This window comes from Pontibacter mangrovi, assembly GCF_006385705.1.
GTDB lineage: Bacteria > Bacteroidota > Bacteroidia > Cytophagales > Hymenobacteraceae > Pontibacter > Pontibacter mangrovi.
This window is the reverse complement of record NZ_VFRQ01000004.1, coordinates 259,578-279,549: the sequence shown is the minus strand read 5'-3', so window position 1 is coordinate 279,549 and position 19,972 is coordinate 259,578. Positions and strand designations below refer to the sequence as shown.

13 protein-coding genes are annotated in these 19,972 nt (G+C 53.7%); 9 read left to right on the top strand and 4 right to left on the bottom strand.

What is annotated here, in order from left to right:
• Positions 1-243: 243 nt before the first annotated feature.
• The 9 genes from FJM65_RS09550 (at position 244) to FJM65_RS09510 (ending at position 15,176) form a co-directional block, all read left to right on the top strand.
• A complete protein-coding gene (locus FJM65_RS09550; RefSeq protein ID WP_140621278.1) occupies positions 244-1,494 on the top strand; it encodes an efflux RND transporter periplasmic adaptor subunit in 1,251 nt (416 codons plus the stop codon).
• Between the two features lie 125 nt (positions 1,495-1,619).
• Positions 1,620-2,339 carry an ABC transporter ATP-binding protein gene (locus FJM65_RS09545; RefSeq protein WP_140621277.1) on the top strand — a complete coding sequence of 240 codons (720 nt, stop codon included), beginning with the start codon at positions 1,620-1,622 and terminating at the stop codon, positions 2,337-2,339.
• A gap of 87 nt (positions 2,340-2,426) precedes the next feature.
• Positions 2,427-4,829, top strand: coding sequence for an ABC transporter permease (locus FJM65_RS09540; RefSeq protein WP_140621276.1), 2,403 nt, complete (start codon positions 2,427-2,429; stop codon positions 4,827-4,829).
• A gap of 46 nt (positions 4,830-4,875) precedes the next feature.
• Entirely contained in the window at positions 4,876-7,281 is a 2,406-nt protein-coding gene (locus FJM65_RS09535) for an ABC transporter permease (RefSeq protein ID WP_140621275.1), read from the top strand.
• Between the two features lie 259 nt (positions 7,282-7,540).
• Positions 7,541-9,421, top strand: coding sequence for a M61 family metallopeptidase (locus FJM65_RS09530; RefSeq protein WP_140621274.1), 1,881 nt, complete (start codon positions 7,541-7,543; stop codon positions 9,419-9,421).
• A 45-nt stretch (positions 9,422-9,466) separates the two neighbouring features.
• Complete coding sequence (locus FJM65_RS09525) at positions 9,467-10,819, top strand: TolC family protein (RefSeq protein ID WP_140621273.1); 1,353 nt, start codon at positions 9,467-9,469, stop codon at positions 10,817-10,819.
• A gap of 215 nt (positions 10,820-11,034) precedes the next feature.
• A complete protein-coding gene (locus FJM65_RS09520) occupies positions 11,035-13,338 on the top strand; it encodes a TonB-dependent receptor (protein WP_140621272.1) in 2,304 nt (767 codons plus the stop codon).
• A complete protein-coding gene (locus FJM65_RS09515) occupies positions 13,338-14,147 on the top strand; it encodes a DUF4249 domain-containing protein (RefSeq protein WP_140621271.1) in 810 nt (269 codons plus the stop codon). The genes FJM65_RS09520 and FJM65_RS09515 overlap by 1 nt, the downstream gene beginning before the upstream one ends.
• A gap of 255 nt (positions 14,148-14,402) precedes the next feature.
• Complete coding sequence (locus tag FJM65_RS09510) at positions 14,403-15,176, top strand: CPBP family glutamic-type intramembrane protease (RefSeq protein WP_140621270.1); 774 nt, start codon at positions 14,403-14,405, stop codon at positions 15,174-15,176.
• Positions 15,177-15,284: 108 nt separating this feature from the next.
• Here the strand turns inward: FJM65_RS09510 and FJM65_RS09505 are convergent, their stop codons facing one another.
• The 4 genes from FJM65_RS09505 to FJM65_RS09490 all read right to left on the bottom strand — a co-directional run bounded on the left by FJM65_RS09505 (position 15,285) and on the right by FJM65_RS09490 (position 19,763).
• Complete coding sequence (locus FJM65_RS09505; RefSeq protein WP_140621269.1) at positions 15,285-16,097, bottom strand: purine-nucleoside phosphorylase; 813 nt, start codon at positions 16,095-16,097, stop codon at positions 15,285-15,287.
• A gap of 191 nt (positions 16,098-16,288) precedes the next feature.
• Positions 16,289-18,052, bottom strand: coding sequence for a signal peptide peptidase SppA (sppA, locus tag FJM65_RS09500; protein WP_140621268.1), 1,764 nt, complete (start codon positions 18,050-18,052; stop codon positions 16,289-16,291).
• Positions 18,053-18,224: 172 nt separating this feature from the next.
• Positions 18,225-18,428 carry a hypothetical protein gene (locus FJM65_RS09495; RefSeq protein ID WP_140621267.1) on the bottom strand — a complete coding sequence of 68 codons (204 nt, stop codon included), beginning with the start codon at positions 18,426-18,428 and terminating at the stop codon, positions 18,225-18,227.
• 66 nt (positions 18,429-18,494) lie between these two features.
• Positions 18,495-19,763, bottom strand: coding sequence for a replication-associated recombination protein A (locus FJM65_RS09490; RefSeq protein WP_140621266.1), 1,269 nt, complete (start codon positions 19,761-19,763; stop codon positions 18,495-18,497).
• Positions 19,764-19,972: the final 209 nt, after the last annotated feature.

The window sequence follows — 19,972 nt, the reverse complement described above, 5'->3', positions numbered from 1 at the left end:
TGTGCAATATGCCATGCTTACACTAAACTATAAATTGCCGCAGCAGCCAGTTGTGACACCCCTTTCCAACTGCTGTTCGGTACAGGACACCGTAGTGTCCGCTTCCGTACACTCAAGACATAGCCACAAACATATACTTTAACATAAAGTATTGATTATCAATTAATTAAAATCTTTGGCACATTAATTGGCAAGCGGGTTAAGGAGACTATGAAAAAATCCCCTCGACCACAAGCTACTACTATGGATCGCGTAATTGAAAAGAAAAAAACAACGCCGAAGAAGATTATTCTGATTGCAGCCGGGGCCATTGGCCTGGTGCTGGTACTGTACAACCTGCTGTTTGCCGAGCATAGCTCCACCCTGAACGTAGACAGCAAGCGCATTACGACCGGGCAGGTTAGCCAAGGCAGGTTCCAGGAGTTTATAGCCGTTGATGGCACCGTAGAGCCCCTCAAGACCTTTTACCTGGATATAACCGAAGGCGGCCGCGTAGAGAAAATTTACACCGATGACGGCAAGATGGTAGAGAAAGGCGATACTATTCTGAAGCTCTCCAACACCACGCTCCAGATCGACTTTATGACCCGCGAGGCGCAGCTCTACGACCTGATGAACGAGCGACAGAACTCTGAGATCACCATGAAGCAGGACCTGATCCGGAAGGAGAATGACCTGGCGGAGATAAAGTATCAGCTGGCCCTGGCCAAGCGCAAGTATGAGCGCAACAAGCTGCTGATTGAGGAGAAGGTGATTTCGCGGGAGGAGTATGAGGCTGCCAAGGATGAGTATGAGTACCTGAATACCCGCCAAACCCTGGCAGAGCGCTCCGTGAAGCAGGACACCAAACTGATGAACGACCGCCTGAAGCAGCTCGACGAGTCGATCCGCCGCATGGAGGCCAACATCGGCATGGCCCGCAACACGCTTAACAACCTGTATGTAACGGCTCCCTTCACCGGTCAGCTATCCACCCTGAAGGCGGAGGTGGGCGAGTCGAAAGCGCCGGGCGAGAATATTGGCCAGATTGACGACCTGAACGGCTACAAAGTAAAGGCCAACATAGACGAGCACTACATCTCCAGAGTACACCCCGGCCTGGACGGCACCTTCGAGTTTAACGGCAAAAGCTACAAAGTAACGGTAGCCAAAGTGTTTCCCGAAGTGCAGAACAACACGTTTCAGGTGGACCTGGAGTTTGCCGAGGGCGCACCCAAAGGCATCCGCCGCGGCCAGACGCTCCAGATCGAGCTGACCCTGAACGACGGCGCACAGGCCGTGCTGTTACCGAAAGGCGGCTTTTACCAGAGCACAGGCGGCAACTGGATATTTGTGCTAAACGAATCAGGAAGCTACGCCGAGAAGCGCAAGATAAAACTGGGCCGACAGAACCCGAAGCACTACGAAGTGCTGGAGGGACTGCAGCCGGGCGAGAAAGTAGTACTCTCCTCCTACGACAGCTACGGCGACATTGACCAGTTAGAATTGAAGTAAATTGTTGATTGATGATTGCTTTTTCTCTTACCTATAAAATTGAGGAAACAACAATTAGCAACCAGTAACGCAACACTCCATCAGTACAAAATAAAACTATAAAAACATTGACAACAGCAAGAACCATGAGCAAGCAAGAACTAGTAATCGACACGCAGAACCTGCAGAAGAAGTACATCACCGATACCGTAGAGACCACTGCCCTGGCCGGCGTGGACCTGAAAATAAAGCGCGGTGAGTTTGTGGCCATAATGGGCCCGTCGGGCTGCGGCAAGTCTACGTTGCTCAACATCCTGGGCATGTTGGATAGCCCTTCGTCCGGTAGCTTTAAGTTTCTGGGCCAGGAGGTGGCCAATGTGTCGGAGCGCCAGCGTGCCAAGCTGCGCAAGGAAAACCTGGGCTTCGTGTTCCAAAGCTTTAACCTGATAGACGAGCTGACTGTGGAGGAGAACATTGCCCTGCCGCTGGCTTACCTGGGTTACTCTAAATCTGAGATGGCGCAGCGCACCCTTCAGGCCATGGAGCGCATGGGCATTGCGCACCGCCGCAACCATTTCCCGCAGCAGCTCTCGGGGGGACAGCAGCAGCGTGCCGCCATTGCCAGAGCCGTGGTATCGGAGCCTGCGCTTATACTTGCCGACGAACCGACAGGTAACCTGGACTCTGTTCACGGCCGTGAGGTAATGCAACTGCTATCCGAACTAAACGACGCCGGCACCACCGTGGTAATGGTAACGCACTCCCCTACCGATGCCGAGTATGCCCACCGCATCGTCAACCTGTTCGACGGCCAGATTGTAACAGAAAACCTGAACGTGAAGCGCCACGCAGCCGAGCTGCTGTAAAGTATACTGCATCAGCCCCCACAGCGTCAGAAAATGCTGTAGGGGCTGGCGACAGTGTAGAGTAAACCCAACTTCAACTTTATACCTATGCTATATAACTACTGGCTTACCACCTGGCGAAATGTCACCAGAAACAAAGCATACGCGGCGATAAACATAGTTGGGTTGGCAATGGGCATTTCAGCCTGTATCCTCATTTTCCTCTACATTCACGACGAACTTAGCTATGACAAGCATTTTTCAGACGCTGATAGAATTTACAGAGTTGTTAGCGACGCCAGCTTGAATGGTGATATTCACCGAGTAGCCGCATCGCCTGGGCCACTGGCTCCTGCCTTGGTAGCCGAATACCCGGAAGTGGTGCACGCCACACGCCTCTTGCCTGTAGGAGAACAGGCGCTGCGAACCGATGACAAGGCATTCTATATAAAGCATGTCATGTATGCAGACAGCAATGCCTTTGAGGTGTTAGATTTTCCTTTTGTGGCCGGAAACCCAGCCACTGCCTTCAAACACCCGAACTCTGTCGTGCTGACGGAGGAAGTTGCTCGCAAGTTTTTTGGAGGCGCAGCGGAGGCGATGGGGAAAGTGCTGAAGCATATACAAACTCCTTTGCAGGTAACAGGTGTCATCTCTGTGGCAGCCCCTTCCCACATTAAGGCAGATGTGTTTATACCACTGCATGTAGGCGCCGGCGAATACCTGTACTTTCTAAGCAGTTGGGATAACCTCAGTGCCTATACCTACCTAAAGCTTCATAACCCGGAGCAGGCAGCAACGCTCCAGCACAAGCTTCCGGGCTTTTACGAACGCAAGGTAAAAGGACAGCTCTCAGGCAACGGTCCTACGGACTTGAGATTCCATCTTCAGCACCTTACAGAGGCCTATATGGACAACGCACGGGAATACCCTATATCGGAGGTTGGGGACAAAGCCTATGTGTACCTTTTTGCAGTTGTTGCCGCGTTTATACTGGCCATCGCCTCTATCAATTACATCAACCTGGCCACAGCCCGCTCAGCCAAGCGAGCCCGGGAAGTGGGGTTGCGTAAGGTGGCAGGCGCCAGTCGCACGCAAGTAGTGCTTCAGTTCCTGGCGGAGTCAGTGTTTCTGACGTTAATAGCCACTTTTCTGGCCCTTGTCATAGTCGAGCTAATACTCCCAACCTTCAATGCGGTTACAGAAAAGCAGATTGATACGGTTTTCCTGCTTACCCCTGGCCTGGCAGTAGCGCTTGTTATGCTCATTTTACTGATTGGCGTGGGGGCAGGCAGCTATCCTGCATTTTTCCTGTCGCGCTACAAGCCTGCTGAGGTACTGAAAGCGCACCAAATACCTACCGCAGGCGGCGCTATACTTCGGAAGGCACTTGTGGTGGTGCAGTTTACGGTTTCGCTGGTGCTGATAATGGGTACCGTGGTGGTTTACAGCCAAATGCTATTCCTCAAGAATAAGGAGCTTGGGTTTAATAAAGAGCAGGTTATTGCAGTTAAAATCCCGGCTATCGGTTGGGTAAAACAGAAGGAGAACCTTGCCCTTATCAAGAAAGAACTGCTCTCCCTGCCACAGGTTCTGCATACTTCCTCTACCCAAAGCCTGCCCGGGCAGCCTGTCAATGTCTTTCCTTTCCTTATAGATATAGACCACAAAGTGATTAAGAAATCCCTGAACAACTTTAGGGTAGGCTATAACTACCTGCAGGTGATGCAGGTAAAGTTGGTTGAGGGCAGAGATTTCTCTGAATCTATCCAGACGGATCACCAGAACGGCTACATCATTAACCAGGCGGCTGCAAGAGAGTTTGGCTGGACGGGCAATGCGGTGGGTAAGAGTATAAGAGGCAGCTGGGCCGATACGACCAACGGCAAAGTAATTGGTGTGGTGCAGGACTTTAACTACAAATCGCTGCATTCTAAAATAGAGCCGCTGGTCATCATGTTGGACCCAAACTTTGGAACGCTTCTGGCCCGCATCAATGCACGGGCTAACGTCGCTGCAACCCTGAAAAACATGGAACGGGTATGGCAAAATCATTTCCCGGAATACCCTATGGATTACCATTTCCTGGATGAGAGCTTTCAACAGCAGTACAGGGCTGAAGCAAAGATGCTCACCATCTTTACCTACTTCTCCATACTTACCATCATCGTCGCCTGCCTGGGTCTCTTTGGGTTGTCGTCCTATACCGCCGAACAACGCACCAAAGAAATTGGCATCCGGAAAGTACTAGGAAGCACGGTCACGGGCATTGTCCTGTTACTGTCCCGCCATTTTGCCATGCTGGTGTTGTTGGCCGTTGCGCTGGCTGTACCCATCACCTGGTATAGTATGCATGTGTGGCTACAGGACTTTGCTTACCGAACAGAAATCAGCTGGTGGCTATTTGCTACCGCAGGTTTAGTATCCATGCTCATTGCCCTGCTCACAGTTAGTTTTCACGCTATAAAGGCTGCTACGGCAGATCCTGTAAAAGCGCTTCGTGCCGATTAAACACCTGATTCCGAATAGAACAAGCTCTACTAACCTATATAAAACTATGCTCCAGAATTATCTAAAAATCGCTGTCCGCAACCTCATGCGGAACAAAGTATACTCAGCCATTAACATTGTGGGGCTGGCCATTGGCGTTGCCTCCTGTATACTTATTTTCCTGTACGTGCAGGATGAACTTAGCTATGAGCGCCACTTCAGCAATGCCGGCAGAACGGCGCGCATCGTGGGGGAGGTGATTTTTGAGGGGCAGAAGGACGAGTTTGCAGTAACACCTGCCGCCCTCTCCTACTCCGCCAGCAAGTTTCCGGGCATAGAGGCCCTCACGCAGTTCCGCCAGGCCGGCCAGCAAACGATCTGGTATAACGACCAAACCTTTTCGGAAGAGAACCTGCTGATAGCCGACAGCTCCTTTTTTAAGGTGTTTGACTATGAAATGCTGGCCGGCAACCCCGCCACAGCCCTGGATGCACCCAAAACCATTGTGCTCACAGAGGCCCTGGCAGAGAAAATATTTGGCAGTGCAGCGCAGGCCATGGGCGAGGTGCTGGAGTTCAGCAATAACAAGTATACCGTTACCGGCGTGTACCGCAACCCCGGCCACTCACACATCAATGCAGCCGGCTTGCTATCTAAAGCCACTTTTGCCGGGCAGGTGGAGCAGGAGCGAAACGAGTGGTTTAACCTCAACAGCTATACCTACATCTTGCTGCCGAACGAGAACCAGTTTGAAGCACTGCAGCAGCAGGTAGATGAGCTAACCCGCACCCATGTAAACCCCTGGATAAAGGAAAACAAACTGAACGCCGAGATGAAGCTGATTGTGCAGCCGCTCCAGGACATCCACTTCACCACCCGGTTTAAGCACGACCTCTCGCCGCACGGCAACATATCCTACATCTATATTTTTGGGGCAGTAGCTGTTTTCCTGCTCCTGATAGCAAGTATAAATTACATGAACCTGGCCACGGCCCGCTCTGCCAAGCGCGCCAAAGAGGTAGGGCTCCGCAAAGTGGTGGGTGCCGACCGGAGCCAGATCATCCGCCAGTTTTTAGGGGAATCGGTGCTGCTGACGCTCATTGCCGTGCTGCTGGCGCTGGCGCTGGTGCAGATCTTTATCCCAAGCTTTAACCAACTGACGGAAAAAAGCTTTACCTCCGGATTTTTCCTGCAGTGGGAGTTCCTGCTGGTGGTGCTGGCCATAGTGCTGCTGGTGGGCGTGGTGGCTGGCAGCTACCCGGCCTTCTTCCTGTCGGGCTTTAAACCGGCGGAGGTACTGAAGTCTGATAAGCAGCCCAAAGGCGGGAGCGCCACCCTGCGCCGGGCGCTGGTGGTGGTGCAGTTCAGCATCTCCCTCGTCATGATCATCGGCACCATTGTGGTGTTTACACAAATGCACTACCTCAAAAACTCAGACCTGGGCTTTAACAAGGAGCAGGTCATGGTAATCGATATCCCGGCCGGCGACTCTACGCTGGTAAAGCGCCTGCCCATGATAAAGCAGAAGCTGCTGCAAAACCCGAATGTGCTGAAGGTATCCAACTCCTATAGTATACCGGCGGAGGTGCCATCGCGCTCTCTTATACTTGCCGAGCAGGGAGATAAGATGGTAGAAAAAACAATTGATGTGATTGCCGTGGACTATGATTTTATACCTGTGCTGGGCATTGAGATAGCAGCGGGGCGCAACTTCTCCCGCGACATGAAGACAGACAACAGAAACGCCATCATCATAAACGAGGCAGCGGCCAAGTGGCTGGGCTGGTCCGACAACCCAATCGGCAAGAAGATAGAAACCGGCGAGACGGCCTTTGACGGTGGCGGGGCCAAGGTGGTAGGCGTCGTAAAAGATTTTCATATCACTTCGCTACACACGGAGGTACAGCCGCTAGCCATGAGGCTTTACCCCGAGTCGCCGGGCTACCTGCTGGCCCGCATTGCCCCGGAAGATCAGGCCGGCACCATCGGTTTTGTAGAGGAGCAGTGGCGCCTGTTTGACCAGCGCCACCCAATGGAGTACTTCTTTATGGACGAGTTCTTTGACCGGCAGTACCGCGCAGAGGAGAAAATGCTGACCGTGTTTGGTTACTTTGCCGGCCTCACCATCCTCATCGCCTGCCTCGGCTTGTTTGGCCTGGCCTCGTTTACGGCTGAGCAGCGCACCAAAGAGATCGGCATCCGGAAAGTGCTGGGCTCCTCCACAGGCAACATCGTGATGCTGCTCTCCCGCGACTTTGCCCTGCTAGTGCTCATTTCCATCGTGCTGGCCACCCCGGTTGCCTGGTATGGCATGAGCCGATGGCTGCAGGACTTTGCCTACCGCATAGACCTTAGCTGGTGGATTTTTGCCCTTGCCGGCGCACTGGCCCTGGTAGTGGCCCTGGCCACCGTCAGTTTCCAGGCTGTAAAAGCAGCGCTGCTAGACCCCGTAAAGGCCATCCGAACACAGTAGGTCTGGTAAACTGATGTTAGTTAGTTGCTCGTTCAATAAGCTTCTAACGCTCTGGCATAAAATGTTTGTTGTTTGTATATGGTGAGAGAACCCCGGCCCATGGCGGCGTACCTGTAGCAGCCAGCCGGGGCAATCCTCCTCCAAACACGAAGCAATATGTTCTTGTACAGCCAAGCTGGTATACAAATTGTGCCGGTTTGTCTAAAATGCTATCTTTTATACTTTACTTGAGTTATAATTGATAGAAACAGATAAAAATATGCTCAAAAAAACCTTCACCGCACTTACGCTTAGCCTTTGCCTAAGCCTCGCTGCCAAGGCCGCCACAGGCCTGCAAGCCAGTGCCGACACAACTTATAATGTTTCTGTAAACCTGGCAAAGGTGCAGAACGACAAAGTACAGGTAACTGTGCAGGCTCCTGCCATTAAGCAGAGCGAGATCATCTACAACATGCCCAAGATCGTGCCCGGCACCTATTCCGTGTCTGATTTCGGTAAGTTCGTAACAGATTTTAAGGCCTACGACAAGCAGGGCAAAGCACTCACCGTAGCGCAACTGGACACCAACCGCTGGAAGATAAGCGGGGCAGAGAAACTGGCCAGGGTAAGCTATTGGGTAGACGACACGTTTGACGCTGCCAAGCGGGAGGACGTGGTGTTTGAGCCAGGCGGCACGAACATAGAGGACGGCAAGAACTTCCTGATCAACACCTTTGGCTTTATCGGCTACTTTGAGGGGATGAAGCAGCTGCCCTACGAGCTGCGCATAACCAAACCCGAAGGCTTTTACGGCTCCACGCCCCTCAAAGCCATCGCCACAACCGACACCCTGGACACGTACCGGCTGCCAAACTACGTAGACCTGGCGGATTCGCCGCTCATGTATAACCGCCCCGACACGACCATACTGAACCTGGGCAAGACCGAGGTGCTGGTTTCTGTCTACTCCCCTTCCGGCAACGTGACCTCCAAGCCAATTGCTGAAAACGTGAAAAGTATACTGGAGGCGCAGCGCAGCTACCTGGGCGGCACCTTGCCCGTTGAGAAGTACGCCTTCCTGATCTATGTGCCGGAGCGCGTAGGCAAGTCGGGCTCGTTCGGGGCGCTGGAGCACTCCTACTCATCGGTATACTTTCTGCCGGAGATGCCGGAGGAGCAGTTCAGCAGCACCATCCGCGATGTGGCCGCGCACGAGTTCTTCCACATCGTTACGCCGCTCAGCATCCACTCCGAGGAAATCGGCAACTTTAACTTTATACAGCCCAAGATGTCGAAGCACCTGTGGCTGTACGAGGGCGTTACGGAGTACTTCGCCTCGCATGTGCAGATGTATGAAGGCCTGTATGACCTGGACACGTTCCTGGGCAAGCTCCGCGACTACATCCATACTTCCAAATCCTATTACAACGACACCCTGCCCTTTACCGACATGAGCGCCCAGGTGCTGGACAAGTATGAGAAGGAGTATGGCAATGTGTACCAGAAAGGCGCCCTGATTGGCCTGGTGCTGGACGTGAAGCTGCGCGAACTGAGCGACGGCAAGTATGGCCTGCGCAACCTGATGCTGGACCTCTCCAAAACGTACGGCAAGCATAACTCCTTCAAGGATGAGGAGCTCTTCGATAAAATCACCGAACTGACCTACCCGGAGATCCGCGAATTCTTCACCAAGTATGTGGAGGGGTCGGAGCCGCTGCCGCTGGAGGAGACCTTCCGTAAGGTGGGCATCATTTATGAGCCGACCGGCACGCAGGAGGTGATCTCTTACGGAGGCTTCACACCTGGTTTCGACGAGGAATCCGGCAAGATAAAAGTGGCCGACACCGCCGACATGGATGCGTTTGGCCGCAAGCTTGGTTTCCAGACCGGCGATTTGCTGCTGTCCTTCAACGGCACTGAGCTTTCCCCGGCTAACATCCGCCAAGTGATTGGGGAGGAACTGCAAAGTATGGAGCCGGGCGATAAGATAACCTTTGTGGTGGGTCGCCCAACCGAAGGCGGTAAAGTAAAAGAGAAAAAACTGAAAGGCAGAGCCACCGCCGTGAAGCGGGAGCTGCAGCACGTCCTGAAGCCCGACACCACGGCTACTCCGGAGCAGCTGAAGCTACGCAATGCCTGGCTGGGCCAGGAGCAGAGTTAGCCCTGGCTTAAAGTATGATCATTGCCACTAGTGTAAAATAAAACTATGAAAAATTTTATCTCCAGAGCCCTGCTCCAAAAGCTGGGAGGGCTAAGCCTATGCCTTAGTTTAGCTGTAACTGCCTATGCGCAAGAGCCTCTTACGCTGGAGCAAAGCCTTGAGCTGGCCCGCCAGCACAACGTAGCCCTGCGCCAGGCCCGCTACAACTCAGACAAAGCCGACATCGGCGTGCGCCGCAACAAGTATAGCTACCTGCCTTCCATCAGCGCCAACGCCGACCTGAGCCGCACAAACGGTTTGGTGTTCGATAATGTGGCCGGTGAGGTGAAGCGCGGCAACACCACGGCCTCTTACCCTTATGTATCGGGGCAGGTGGTGCTGTTTGATGGTTTTACCAAGCTGTTCGAGCTGAAGAAGTCGCGGCAGCAGGCGCAGGCAGCCACCTTTGCCACGCAGCAGGCAGAGATCGAGCTGGAGACTAACATCACGGCGTACTTTCTGCAGGCCCTTGTAAACCGCGAGAACATCCATATATCCGAAGGGCGCATTAAGCTGCTGGAAGGCCAGCTGAGCCAGATGGAAAAACTGGAGCGTGCCGGCGCGCGGGCCATGGATGAAGTATACCAGATAAAAGCCCAGCTCGCTACCGAAAAGCTAAACCTGATAACGCACCAGAACAGTTTCCGGAAGGCAAAGCTGATGCTGGTGCAGGAAATGAATGTGGAAGGCACGCCCGACTATGAGCTGCAGATGCCCAACCTGCCGGAGGAGATACGTACGGAGTTGCCTTCTGAGGAGGAGGTGCTGGCCAATGCGCTGTCCTTCTCACCGCTGGTAAAGGCCTCTGCCGCGTCGCTGGAGGCCGCCAAAAGCGACCTGAAGATAGCCCGCAGCAATTTCTCCCCTACCCTGAGCCTGGAGGGGATGATTGGCTCCAACTACTCTACCAACATCTACCAGGACCCTGAAAACGGCAACCTCGCCACCATGCCTTACTTCGACCAGCTGGACCTGAACCAGCGCAAGGTAGTGGGCTTAAACCTAAGCATCCCGATCTTTAACGGCTTGAGCAGGCATTATGACGCCCAAACAGCCCGGCTGGACCTGCGCAAGGCAGAACTGGACTACACCGACAGCCAAAACCAGCTGCGCCAAACCGTGCAGCAGGCTTACCAGGATGTGCTGGCCGCGCGCGAGAAGTATAATACTGTGATGGCTAACCTGGAGTATAGCAAGCGGGCCTTCACCTCGGCTAAGCGCCGCTACGAGTTGGGCAGCATCGACTTCTTTGCCTACATGGAGTCGCTGAACAACATGAACAAGGCGCAGGCCGAGCTGCTGCAGAGCCGCTTCGAGTTTTACCTTAAAAAGCGCGTGCTGGAGCTTTACCAGGGCTAAACAGCTACATAGGAGAACCTTACCACGACTGCTACCTACCTTCAGTTAAGGCCGTTGCCTCCGGGCAGGGGCCTTTCTTTTGTTTAGCTAAATGGCCGAAAATCAAAACTATACTTCCTGTTTTCCGGTTCTCCTGCTAAACAAAGCACAAAAATGACTATGTCGTGCCGCCAATACGTTAACTTAGCAAACACAGCAGCGTAACAGCTCCACAGATGCGCATATACTTACCCTTAATCTTAGTACTGTTCCTTACAGTCCCTTCCTTTGCCCAGGTAAGGCAGGCGGTGCAAGGCTATGTGCGCGCGGCCGGCAGCAGCGAGGCGCTGATCGGGGCTACGGTGTCGGTACCGGCTACGGGGCAGGGCGTTATCACCAACGAGAACGGGTTTTACGCGCTGCGCCTGCCGCAGGGCGAGCATACGCTGCAGGTAACGTATGTTGGCTTTAAAACAACCACGCGCACTATCAACGTTCTTGCGGTGCCCCTGCAAACCAATTTTTACCTGGAGGCGTCTAACAACGAGCTGCAGGAGGTGAAGATTGAAACGGGCTCGCTGCGCCAGAAGCTGAATGACACGCGCATGAGCGTCAACACCCTGACAACCCGCGAGGCGAAGCTGCTGCCCGCGCTTTTTGGGGAGGTGGACCTGATCAAGACCATGCAACTGAAGCCAGGCGTGCAGTCGGGTGGCGAAGGCAGCTCGGGGCTGTATGTGCGCGGCGGCGGGCCGGACCAGAACCTGGTGCTGCTGGATGACGCCATGGTATACAACCCCTCGCACCTGTTCGGCTTTTTCAGCGTGTTTAACCCCGATGCCGTTAAAAGCGTGGAGCTTTACAAAGGCGGCTTTCCGGCGCAGTTCGGCGGCAGGCTTTCGTCGGTGGTGGATGTAACGCAGCAAAAGGGCAATAACGAGCAGCTGCACGCCAAAGGCGGCCTGGGGCTCATCTCTTCGCGCCTTACCGTCGATGGCCCCATCGTAAAGGACAAGCTAAACTTCATTGCATCGGGCAGGCGCACCTACGTGGATATCTTTACGCGCCAGGTAAACCGCCTTATGGAAGGCAAGGAAGACTACAACCCCATCCCCGACTACTATTTCTACGACCTCAACGCCAGCCTGAACTACACCATCAGCGAGAAAGACAACCTGACCCTGGGCGGCTACCTGGGCCGCGACATCTTCGGCTTTAACGACAGCGACTTTACCTTCAGCTTTGACTGGGGCAACACCCTGGGCAACCTCAGCTGGCAGCACAAGTTCAATGAAAACCTGTACGCCACCACCTCGCTGGGCTACACCGGCTACAAGTATAGCATCAACAACAAGATCGACATCTTCAGTTTTAGGCTGACCTCGGATGTGCAGGATCATACCTTGAAAACTGACTTCGACTGGTTTGTGGGCAAAGGCCACAGCCTGAAGTTCGGGGCGCAGGCCACCCGGCATGATTTTACGGTGGGTCGCCTGAACTTTGAGTCGGAGGACAGCACATTGAGCTTTGGGTCCGGCAGCACCTACCGGGGCAGCGAATTCGGCCTCTACGCCTCCGACGACTTTGTGGTGAGCCCGATGGTGTCCTTTAACTATGGCCTGCGGCTGTCGGGGTTTAACAGCGCCGGAAAAACGTACCTGGCCCTGGAGCCACGCGTATCGGGCAAGTATAACTTTAACGAAAACACCTCGCTGAAAGCCAGTTTTGCCAGCATGCGCCAGTACGTGCACCTGCTCACCAACTCCGGCGCCTCGCTGCCCACCGATATCTGGTATCCGTCTAACCAAAACGTGAAGCCGCAGCGCTCCAAGCAGGTAGCCCTGGGCATTAGCCACTTGTTGGGCAAAGGCAAGTTCCTTTTCACCAACGAAGTATACTATAAGTGGATGAAGCGGCAGATCGATTTCCGGGACGGCGCAAACCTGTTTGTGAACGACAGCCTGGAGAACGAGTTTCTGTTTGGGCAAGGCAACAGCTACGGCAATGAGTTTTACCTCGAGAAAGTGAGCGGCAAGACCACCGGCTGGCTGGGCTATACCTTGTCGTGGACCTACAGGCAGTTTGACGGCATAAACGAGGGCAGGCGCTTCCCGGCCCGCTACGACCGCCGCCACGACATCAGCCTGGTGATGATGCACCAGCTAAACAAGCGCCTGAGCCTGACGGCCGCCTTTGTGTACGGCACCGGCAATGCCTACTCCGTACCCGTGGCGCGCCTCGCTTTTCAGGATGTGGAGGGGAAACCCGCCTCTATCGTGCCCATTTATGAAGACCGGAACGCTTACCGGCTGCAGGCTTACCACCGGCTAGACCTGGGGGCGGTGCTGAAGCTGAAGCCCAAACGCGGCGAGGCCGACCTGACCTTTAGCGTGTACAACGCCTACAACCGCCGCAACCCTTACTTTGTATACTTTGAGCAGCAGAAAGACCGCGACACCGACGAAACCATAGGCTTCCAGGCCAAGCAGGTGTCGCTGTTCCCGGCCATACCGTCGGTTACCTATAACTTCAAGTTCTGATGAAAACACGGCACCTTTTATACTTGCTCGCACTTCTGATGCTTAGCTCCTGCGACCTGGAGAAAGACATTGACGTGGACCTGCCCTACCATAAGCCGCAGCTGGTGGTGGAGTGCTACCTGCAGCCGGGAGAGCCGATCCGGGCATCGGTGCTGGAAAGCGCCGGCTATTTTGAGGAACCCACGCCGCCCCTGGTGCCGGACGCGGAAGTATACATCACCACACCCGAGGGTGAGCGGCTGGAGCTGGAGTACAAACCAGTGCTGATAAGGAACACCGGCAGGTTTTATACCCATACTTCTACCGCCATTATGCACGGCAAGCCTGGGCAGGTTTACCAACTGGAGGTAAAAGACGGCAAAGGACGCAAAGTAACCGGCTTCACCAAAGTACTGGGGGCGGTGCCGATAGAGGAGATAAAGTGGAAATTTAACGACAAAAACGAGGCTTACCTGCTCACTTCTTTCCAGGATGACCCGGACGTGGCCAACTATTACCGCTTTATGGTGCATATCGATAGCCTGGCCGGCGACTCCGACCGCGACTTTGTGACCTCCGACGAGCTGACAAACGGCAAGCGCGTGTCGCTGGGCTCGGCGTACCAGTACGAAGAGGGAGATAGCCTGATCGTGTCGCTGTACCACATCGAGAAGCAGTACTACGACTTTCTGGCCTCCATATCCGATGCAAAAGACGCCAACGGCAACCCCTTTGCCCAGCCTTCCCGCATTGTGTCTTCGGTAGAGGGTGGCTTCGGCATTTTCACCAACCTGGCCTACGACCGTAAAACAGTGGTCATCAAAAAGTAACAGGAGCATTTATTTTTTACCCTCAGAGCGAGAGCGGGAAACTCAGCGGTGCCACATCAAACTAAAGTTCATCAATCAGAGTAGAACTCTGCATGCACTGCGCGCTTTAGAACTACAGCCGCCCTTCCTCACCCGTTTTCTTTTCATCTTGTATGGATGATCGCTAAAATAGTAACTGCCCGATAGGAATCATACTATTAGTTATTATATTTATAAAACGATATATAAGAGTCTCCCGTGGCTCTGCACCGAACTATGAAAACACCGACTTTTTTCACTGCGGCTCCGCCTTGCACGCCCCCGCCGCCTGTTCTGGATACTTTGAAAAAGGTATACTTGTTTGCGCGGCAGCCAAAGCAGCTTACGCGGGAGCATAACGTGCTGGAGACAAAACTTCCTCTCCTCTTCCAGCTGACCTTTGCAGAACTGATTTTGCGCACCGGCCTTTTTACGGGTATAGCGCTCATAATTGGTAATTGGGAAACCTTTGCCGCCGAATATTCTGAGGGCTTTGCCATGGACATACCGCTCTTGCCGCTGTTCGTTTCGGTGGTATTGCTTGCCCCACTAACAGAGGAGGTAATATTCCGGCTTCCGCTGGTGTACTCGCACAGCTTTCTGCTCGTGGCGGCGCTAACCTTCCTGTTCCACTTTTGCCCGGCGTTTTTGTCTGCTACGGATATGCCCCTTTTGTATTTCGCCGCGGCCACGATGCTGGTTGCCATACTTGGCCTTTGGTACTTACGGTCCGCCAAACTCCGCGCTGCTTTCCGGGGCCTGTGGGAAAAGCATTTCGGAACAGTATTTTATACTTCTACGGCGCTTTTTGCCTTGATGCACCTGCTTAACTACCGCGATATGGACCTGCCCCTGCAGGTGCTGCCGCTACTGGTGCTGCCTAAGTTTATAGGAGGCTTCTTTCTAGGTTACACCCGGCTGCGCCTCGGCTTCGGCTGGGCCGTGGGGCAACATGCTTTTAACAACCTCATTTCCCTCATCCTGCTGTACGGGTACCTGATGAACCAATAAGCCACACTACAGGCAAAACCGGCCGCCATACTTTATCCGCTGCAGCTAAAACAGGACAGGCAGAAGCGATGGTGCTTCTGCCTGTCCTGTTTCTGTTAAAGTATAAAGCTAGCTGCGGCGCACCAGTTCTTTGATCAGGTGCGTCATGCGGGGCTCTGCGATGGCCGCCGCCTCTAAAATATCAGCCAAAACCACTTTTTTAATACGGCCCGGCGTACACAGGTCCGTTATCACGGAGACAGCAAACACCGGCATGCCCATGTGGCGGGCGGCAATCACCTCGGGCACCGTAGACATACCCACGGCATCTGCACCGATAATGCTCAGGTAGCGGTATTCGGCTGGTGTCTCCAGCATCGGGCCCGGCACGCTCACGTATACCCCCTCCTGCACCGCAAAGCCTGCATCTTCGGCTACCACCATGGCCTCACGCACCATATGCTCATCGTACACGTCGCTCATGTCCGGGAAGCGGGGGCCCAACTCATTTATATTTTTGCCGATCAGCGGGTTGAAAGGCTGCAGGTTGATATGGTCGGTAATCACCATCAGGTCTGAGGTATTGAAGTCCGGGTTCAGGCCGCCGGCTGCGTTGGAAACGAACAGCTTTTTCACGCCCATCAGCTTCATCACTCTCACCGGAAACACCACCTGCTCCATGCTGTAGCCCTCGTAGTAGTGGAAGCGGCCCTGCATCACCATCACGCGGCGGCCAGCCAGCGTTCCGAAAATCAGTTTGCCGGAGTGGCTCTCTACGGTAGACACCGGGAAGTTAGGTATCTCGGCATAAGAGATGGCATTCGCTATTTCCAGCTCGTTTACCAGCGCCCCCAGGCCTGTTCCAAGTATAATTCCGAACTCAGGCGCAAAATCGCCGATGCGTTTCTGTAAGTATGAAGTAGACTCCTGTAGCTGCTGCATAATATAATCGTGAATGTGTGGTTTTTGAGTTCATCTCACAGGCCCTGCTATAGAACCATGCCCGGCAAAGTTGCGAAAAATAGCACTGGTAAAAAACAAAAAACGCTTCCGGAACTGGATCCCGGAAGCGTTTCATATTTGCGGCCATGCAGCTATAAAAAGGCTCTCGCCCTTTACTGCAGGCGTTTTTTTTATTCTACGGTCATCTCGTAAGGCATGCGTGCCTGTATGCCCTGCATGGTAGACACTTTCTGATAAAGCTTGTAGTATGGGTACAGCTCGCCCATTTCCGCCTTTATAGACTGCTCTTTGGCATTCGTGCCCATGTTCTTCAGGAACTCATCCAGGAAAGTCTTGCGGGCAGGGAGCTCTTTCAGGCGGTAATCGTCTTCTACGCTTGCCTTTTTGGCGGCAATGGCGATAGCCTCATCCAAGCCTCCGAACACATCCACCAGGTTGCGCTCTTTGGCCTCTATGCCAGACCATACGCGGCCCGAGGCATACTCCTTAAGCTGGTCCTGGCTCATGTTGCGGCCCTTGGCGGCTTTGCCGGTAAAGGTTTCGTACACCTGGTTGATCTGGTGCTGCATGATATCCTTTTCCTGCGCCGTCATTGGGCGGGTAATGGTCGGCATGTCAGAGAACTTGCCTGTGCTTACGTGGTCCACGGTAATGCCCAGTTTCTCGTTCAGGAAGCCCTGCACGTTCGGGATCACGCCAAACACGCCGATGCTGCCGGTAATGGTGTTCGGGTGCGCCACAATCGTATCGCAGCCCATGGCAATGTAATACCCGCCCGAGGCAGCCACATCAGACATAGAGGCAATAACCGGCTTTACCTTTCTGGTGAGCTGCACTTCGCGCCAGATGATGTCGGAGGCCAGCGCGCTACCACCCGGTGAGCTGATGCGCAGCACCACGGCCTTAACGTCCTCGTCCAGGCGGGCCTCCCGGATGGCTTCGGCAAAGCGGATGCCGCCGATGTTGTCCTCATCGCCTTCACCGTCCACAATGTCGCCGTCGGCATACACCACCGCAATACGGTTCTTCGACGTGCTGATCTCATCCTTGCCACGCACCTTTTTATACTTTGAGAGTTCCACCATTTCCAGCTCGTCTTTCTCTTCCAGGCCCATCTGGTCTTTCATGTAGGTAAGCGCCTCATCGTAGTAACCCACGTTGGTAATGAGTTTATACTTCAGGGCATCCTCCGGGTCGCGCACCAGCAGGTTGTCCTGCACGTTCTTCAGCTCCTCGGCCGCTATGCCACGCGAGGCAGCAATCTGCTTTAGCTGGTAGTTGTTGATGGAGTTCAGGAAGGAGTTGAGCTGCTCACGGTTCGCCTCGCTGGCCTTCTCCAGGAAGAAAGGCTCCACGGCGCTCTTATAGGTTCCTACTTTAAAGATCTGCGCCTCTATTCCCAGTTTATCCAGCAGGCGCTTAAAGAAGAACATCTCCGAGCTCATACCATTAAACTCGATCGTGCCCATCGGGTTCAGGTAGATCTTGTCGGCCACGGAGGCCAGGTAGTAGGCTTTTTCGGTAGAGAGGTCGGTGTAAGACACCACGAATTTCCCCGACTTTCTGAAATCAGCCAGGTCGTTACGGATTTCTTCCAGTTGGCCCATACCGGCATCCACAAACGTCATGTTCAGGAAAATGCCTTTGATGTTATCGTCGGTTTTGGCGCGGCGGATGGCTGCTTTTATCTGGTCAAGGCCATCGGTGCTGGAGAATCCGCCGAAGGCGAATCCGAGCTCAGCCAAGGGGTCTTTCGGGTCGCGCTCTGCTATAGGTTTGTCCAGCTTCAGCTCCAGCACGGAGTTGTCGGCCACTTTAACCTCATCTTTGGAGGATGAGCTGGCGACGATGCCTATCAATAACAGAATGCTGATAAAGAAGAATATGAGCAAGCCTACAATGGTAGCCAGCACATACTTCAGGAAGTTTAACATGTTGCGTTAGGGTTTGGTTATTCTTTGTATAGACGTGGGGCCGTCTGCCCCCCATACTTCATAAACAAAAATAGGCCTTAAAGTTCATCCTGTTCTCCCCTTCTCGACCAACCACCCCAATTTATAGACAAACCATTTAAGTTAGAAAGTTATAAAAATCCAAGGTTAAAAGTTACGGCAGTTTAAAATACTTTGGGATATCAGAAAATTTACCTGCCCAGTAAGGCCGCATGCCCAGGTAGCGCCTCCTGAAGTATATCAACGCCAGCGTACCCACCACCACTAAAAAACCGCCAAACGGATACTCCAGCTGCCCCCACACAACATAGAAGGCGATCAGCAGCACAAACGAAAGTATAAAGACCAGCCTGTTCATTTTTGGTCGTTGATTGTTACGCGCTATTAGTTTCTTGATTTCCTTAACTTTTAGATTCTCAGCTTTCTAATAACGATACTTTTTCCCCCACTGCGCCTGCAGCTGCTTCAGCAGGTCGCGCTCGCGGGCGTTGCTGCCGGGCTGGTAAAGGGAAGTGTTACTTAGCTCCTGCGGCATGAACTCCTGCGGCACAAAGTTGCCTTCGTAGTCGTGGGCGTACTTGTAGTTGTTGCCGTAGCCGATCTCCTTCATCAGTTTGGTAGGCGCGTTGCGGATGTGCAGCGGCACGGGCAGGTTACCGGTTTGCTGCACCAGCGCCCGCGCCGTTTTAATGGCCTTGTAGCTGGCGTTGCTCTTGGGGGATGTGGCCAGGTAAATCGTGCACTGCGAAAGTATGATCTCTGCCTCGGGGTACCCGATCATCTGCACCGCCTGAAAGCAGTTGGTGGCCATCAGCAGCGCGTTGGCATTTGCCAGGCCGATGTCCTCGGAAGCCGCGATGAGCAGCCTGCGGGCGATAAACTTCGGGTCTTCGCCGCCCTCTATCATGCGGGCCAGCCAGTAAACGGCCGCGTTGGGATCTGAGCCGCGGATAGACTTGATGAAGGCCGACACCAGGTCGTAGTGCATCTCGCCCGACTTGTCGTACATCACGATGTTCTGCTGCGCCACCTGCTTCACCAGCTCGTTGGTGATCACTACTTCCTCAGCTTTCACACCCTCAGCCACAATCTCCAGCAGGTTCAGCAGCTTGCGCGCATCGCCGCCCGAGATGGTCAGCAGCGCCTCATACTCCTCTACCCGCACCTTGCGGTACTGCATCCACTCGTCCTGCGCCAGCGCCTTGTCTACCAGTTCTATCAACTCATCTTTCGTCAGGTGCTTGAGGATGTATACCTGGCAGCGCGACAGCAAAGCTGAAATAACCTCGAAAGAAGGGTTCTCGGTTGTGGCTCCCACCAAGGTAACCACACCTTTCTCCACCGCCCCCAGCAGCGCATCCTGCTGCGATTTGTTAAACCTATGGATCTCATCGATGAACAGCACCGTTCCCTGCCGCTTTTTGGCCTGGTCTATCACCTCACGAATGTCTTTCACGCCGGAGTTGATCGCGCTCAGAGCTACAAAGGGCACTTTCATCTGGTTGGCGATAATGTTGGCCAGCGTGGTTTTGCCCACTCCCGGAGGACCCCACAAAATCATACTTGGTATCACCCCGCCCTCAATGTAGCGGCGCAGGATGCCGTCAGGGCCTACGAGGTGCTTTTGTCCGTAATACTGATCGAGGTTGTGGGGCCGCATGCGCTCGGCCAGGGGTATGTTCGGGTGGTTCATCTATACTTTCTCCGCAGTCGGTTTAAGACAAAGCTACAAATTTGCAGGCAAAGAGGTAAGTATAAAACAAGGGTGTTGGAGCTTTTCTGGCGCAAGCGTCCGCTTGTGCCGCTATTAGCCACCGCTTCCTGCAACTGGAACCAAGCTAAGCTTTCTAGCTTCCGTTTATCCTGAGTCTTACATACCCATCGTTGCACCTCATATTTGGT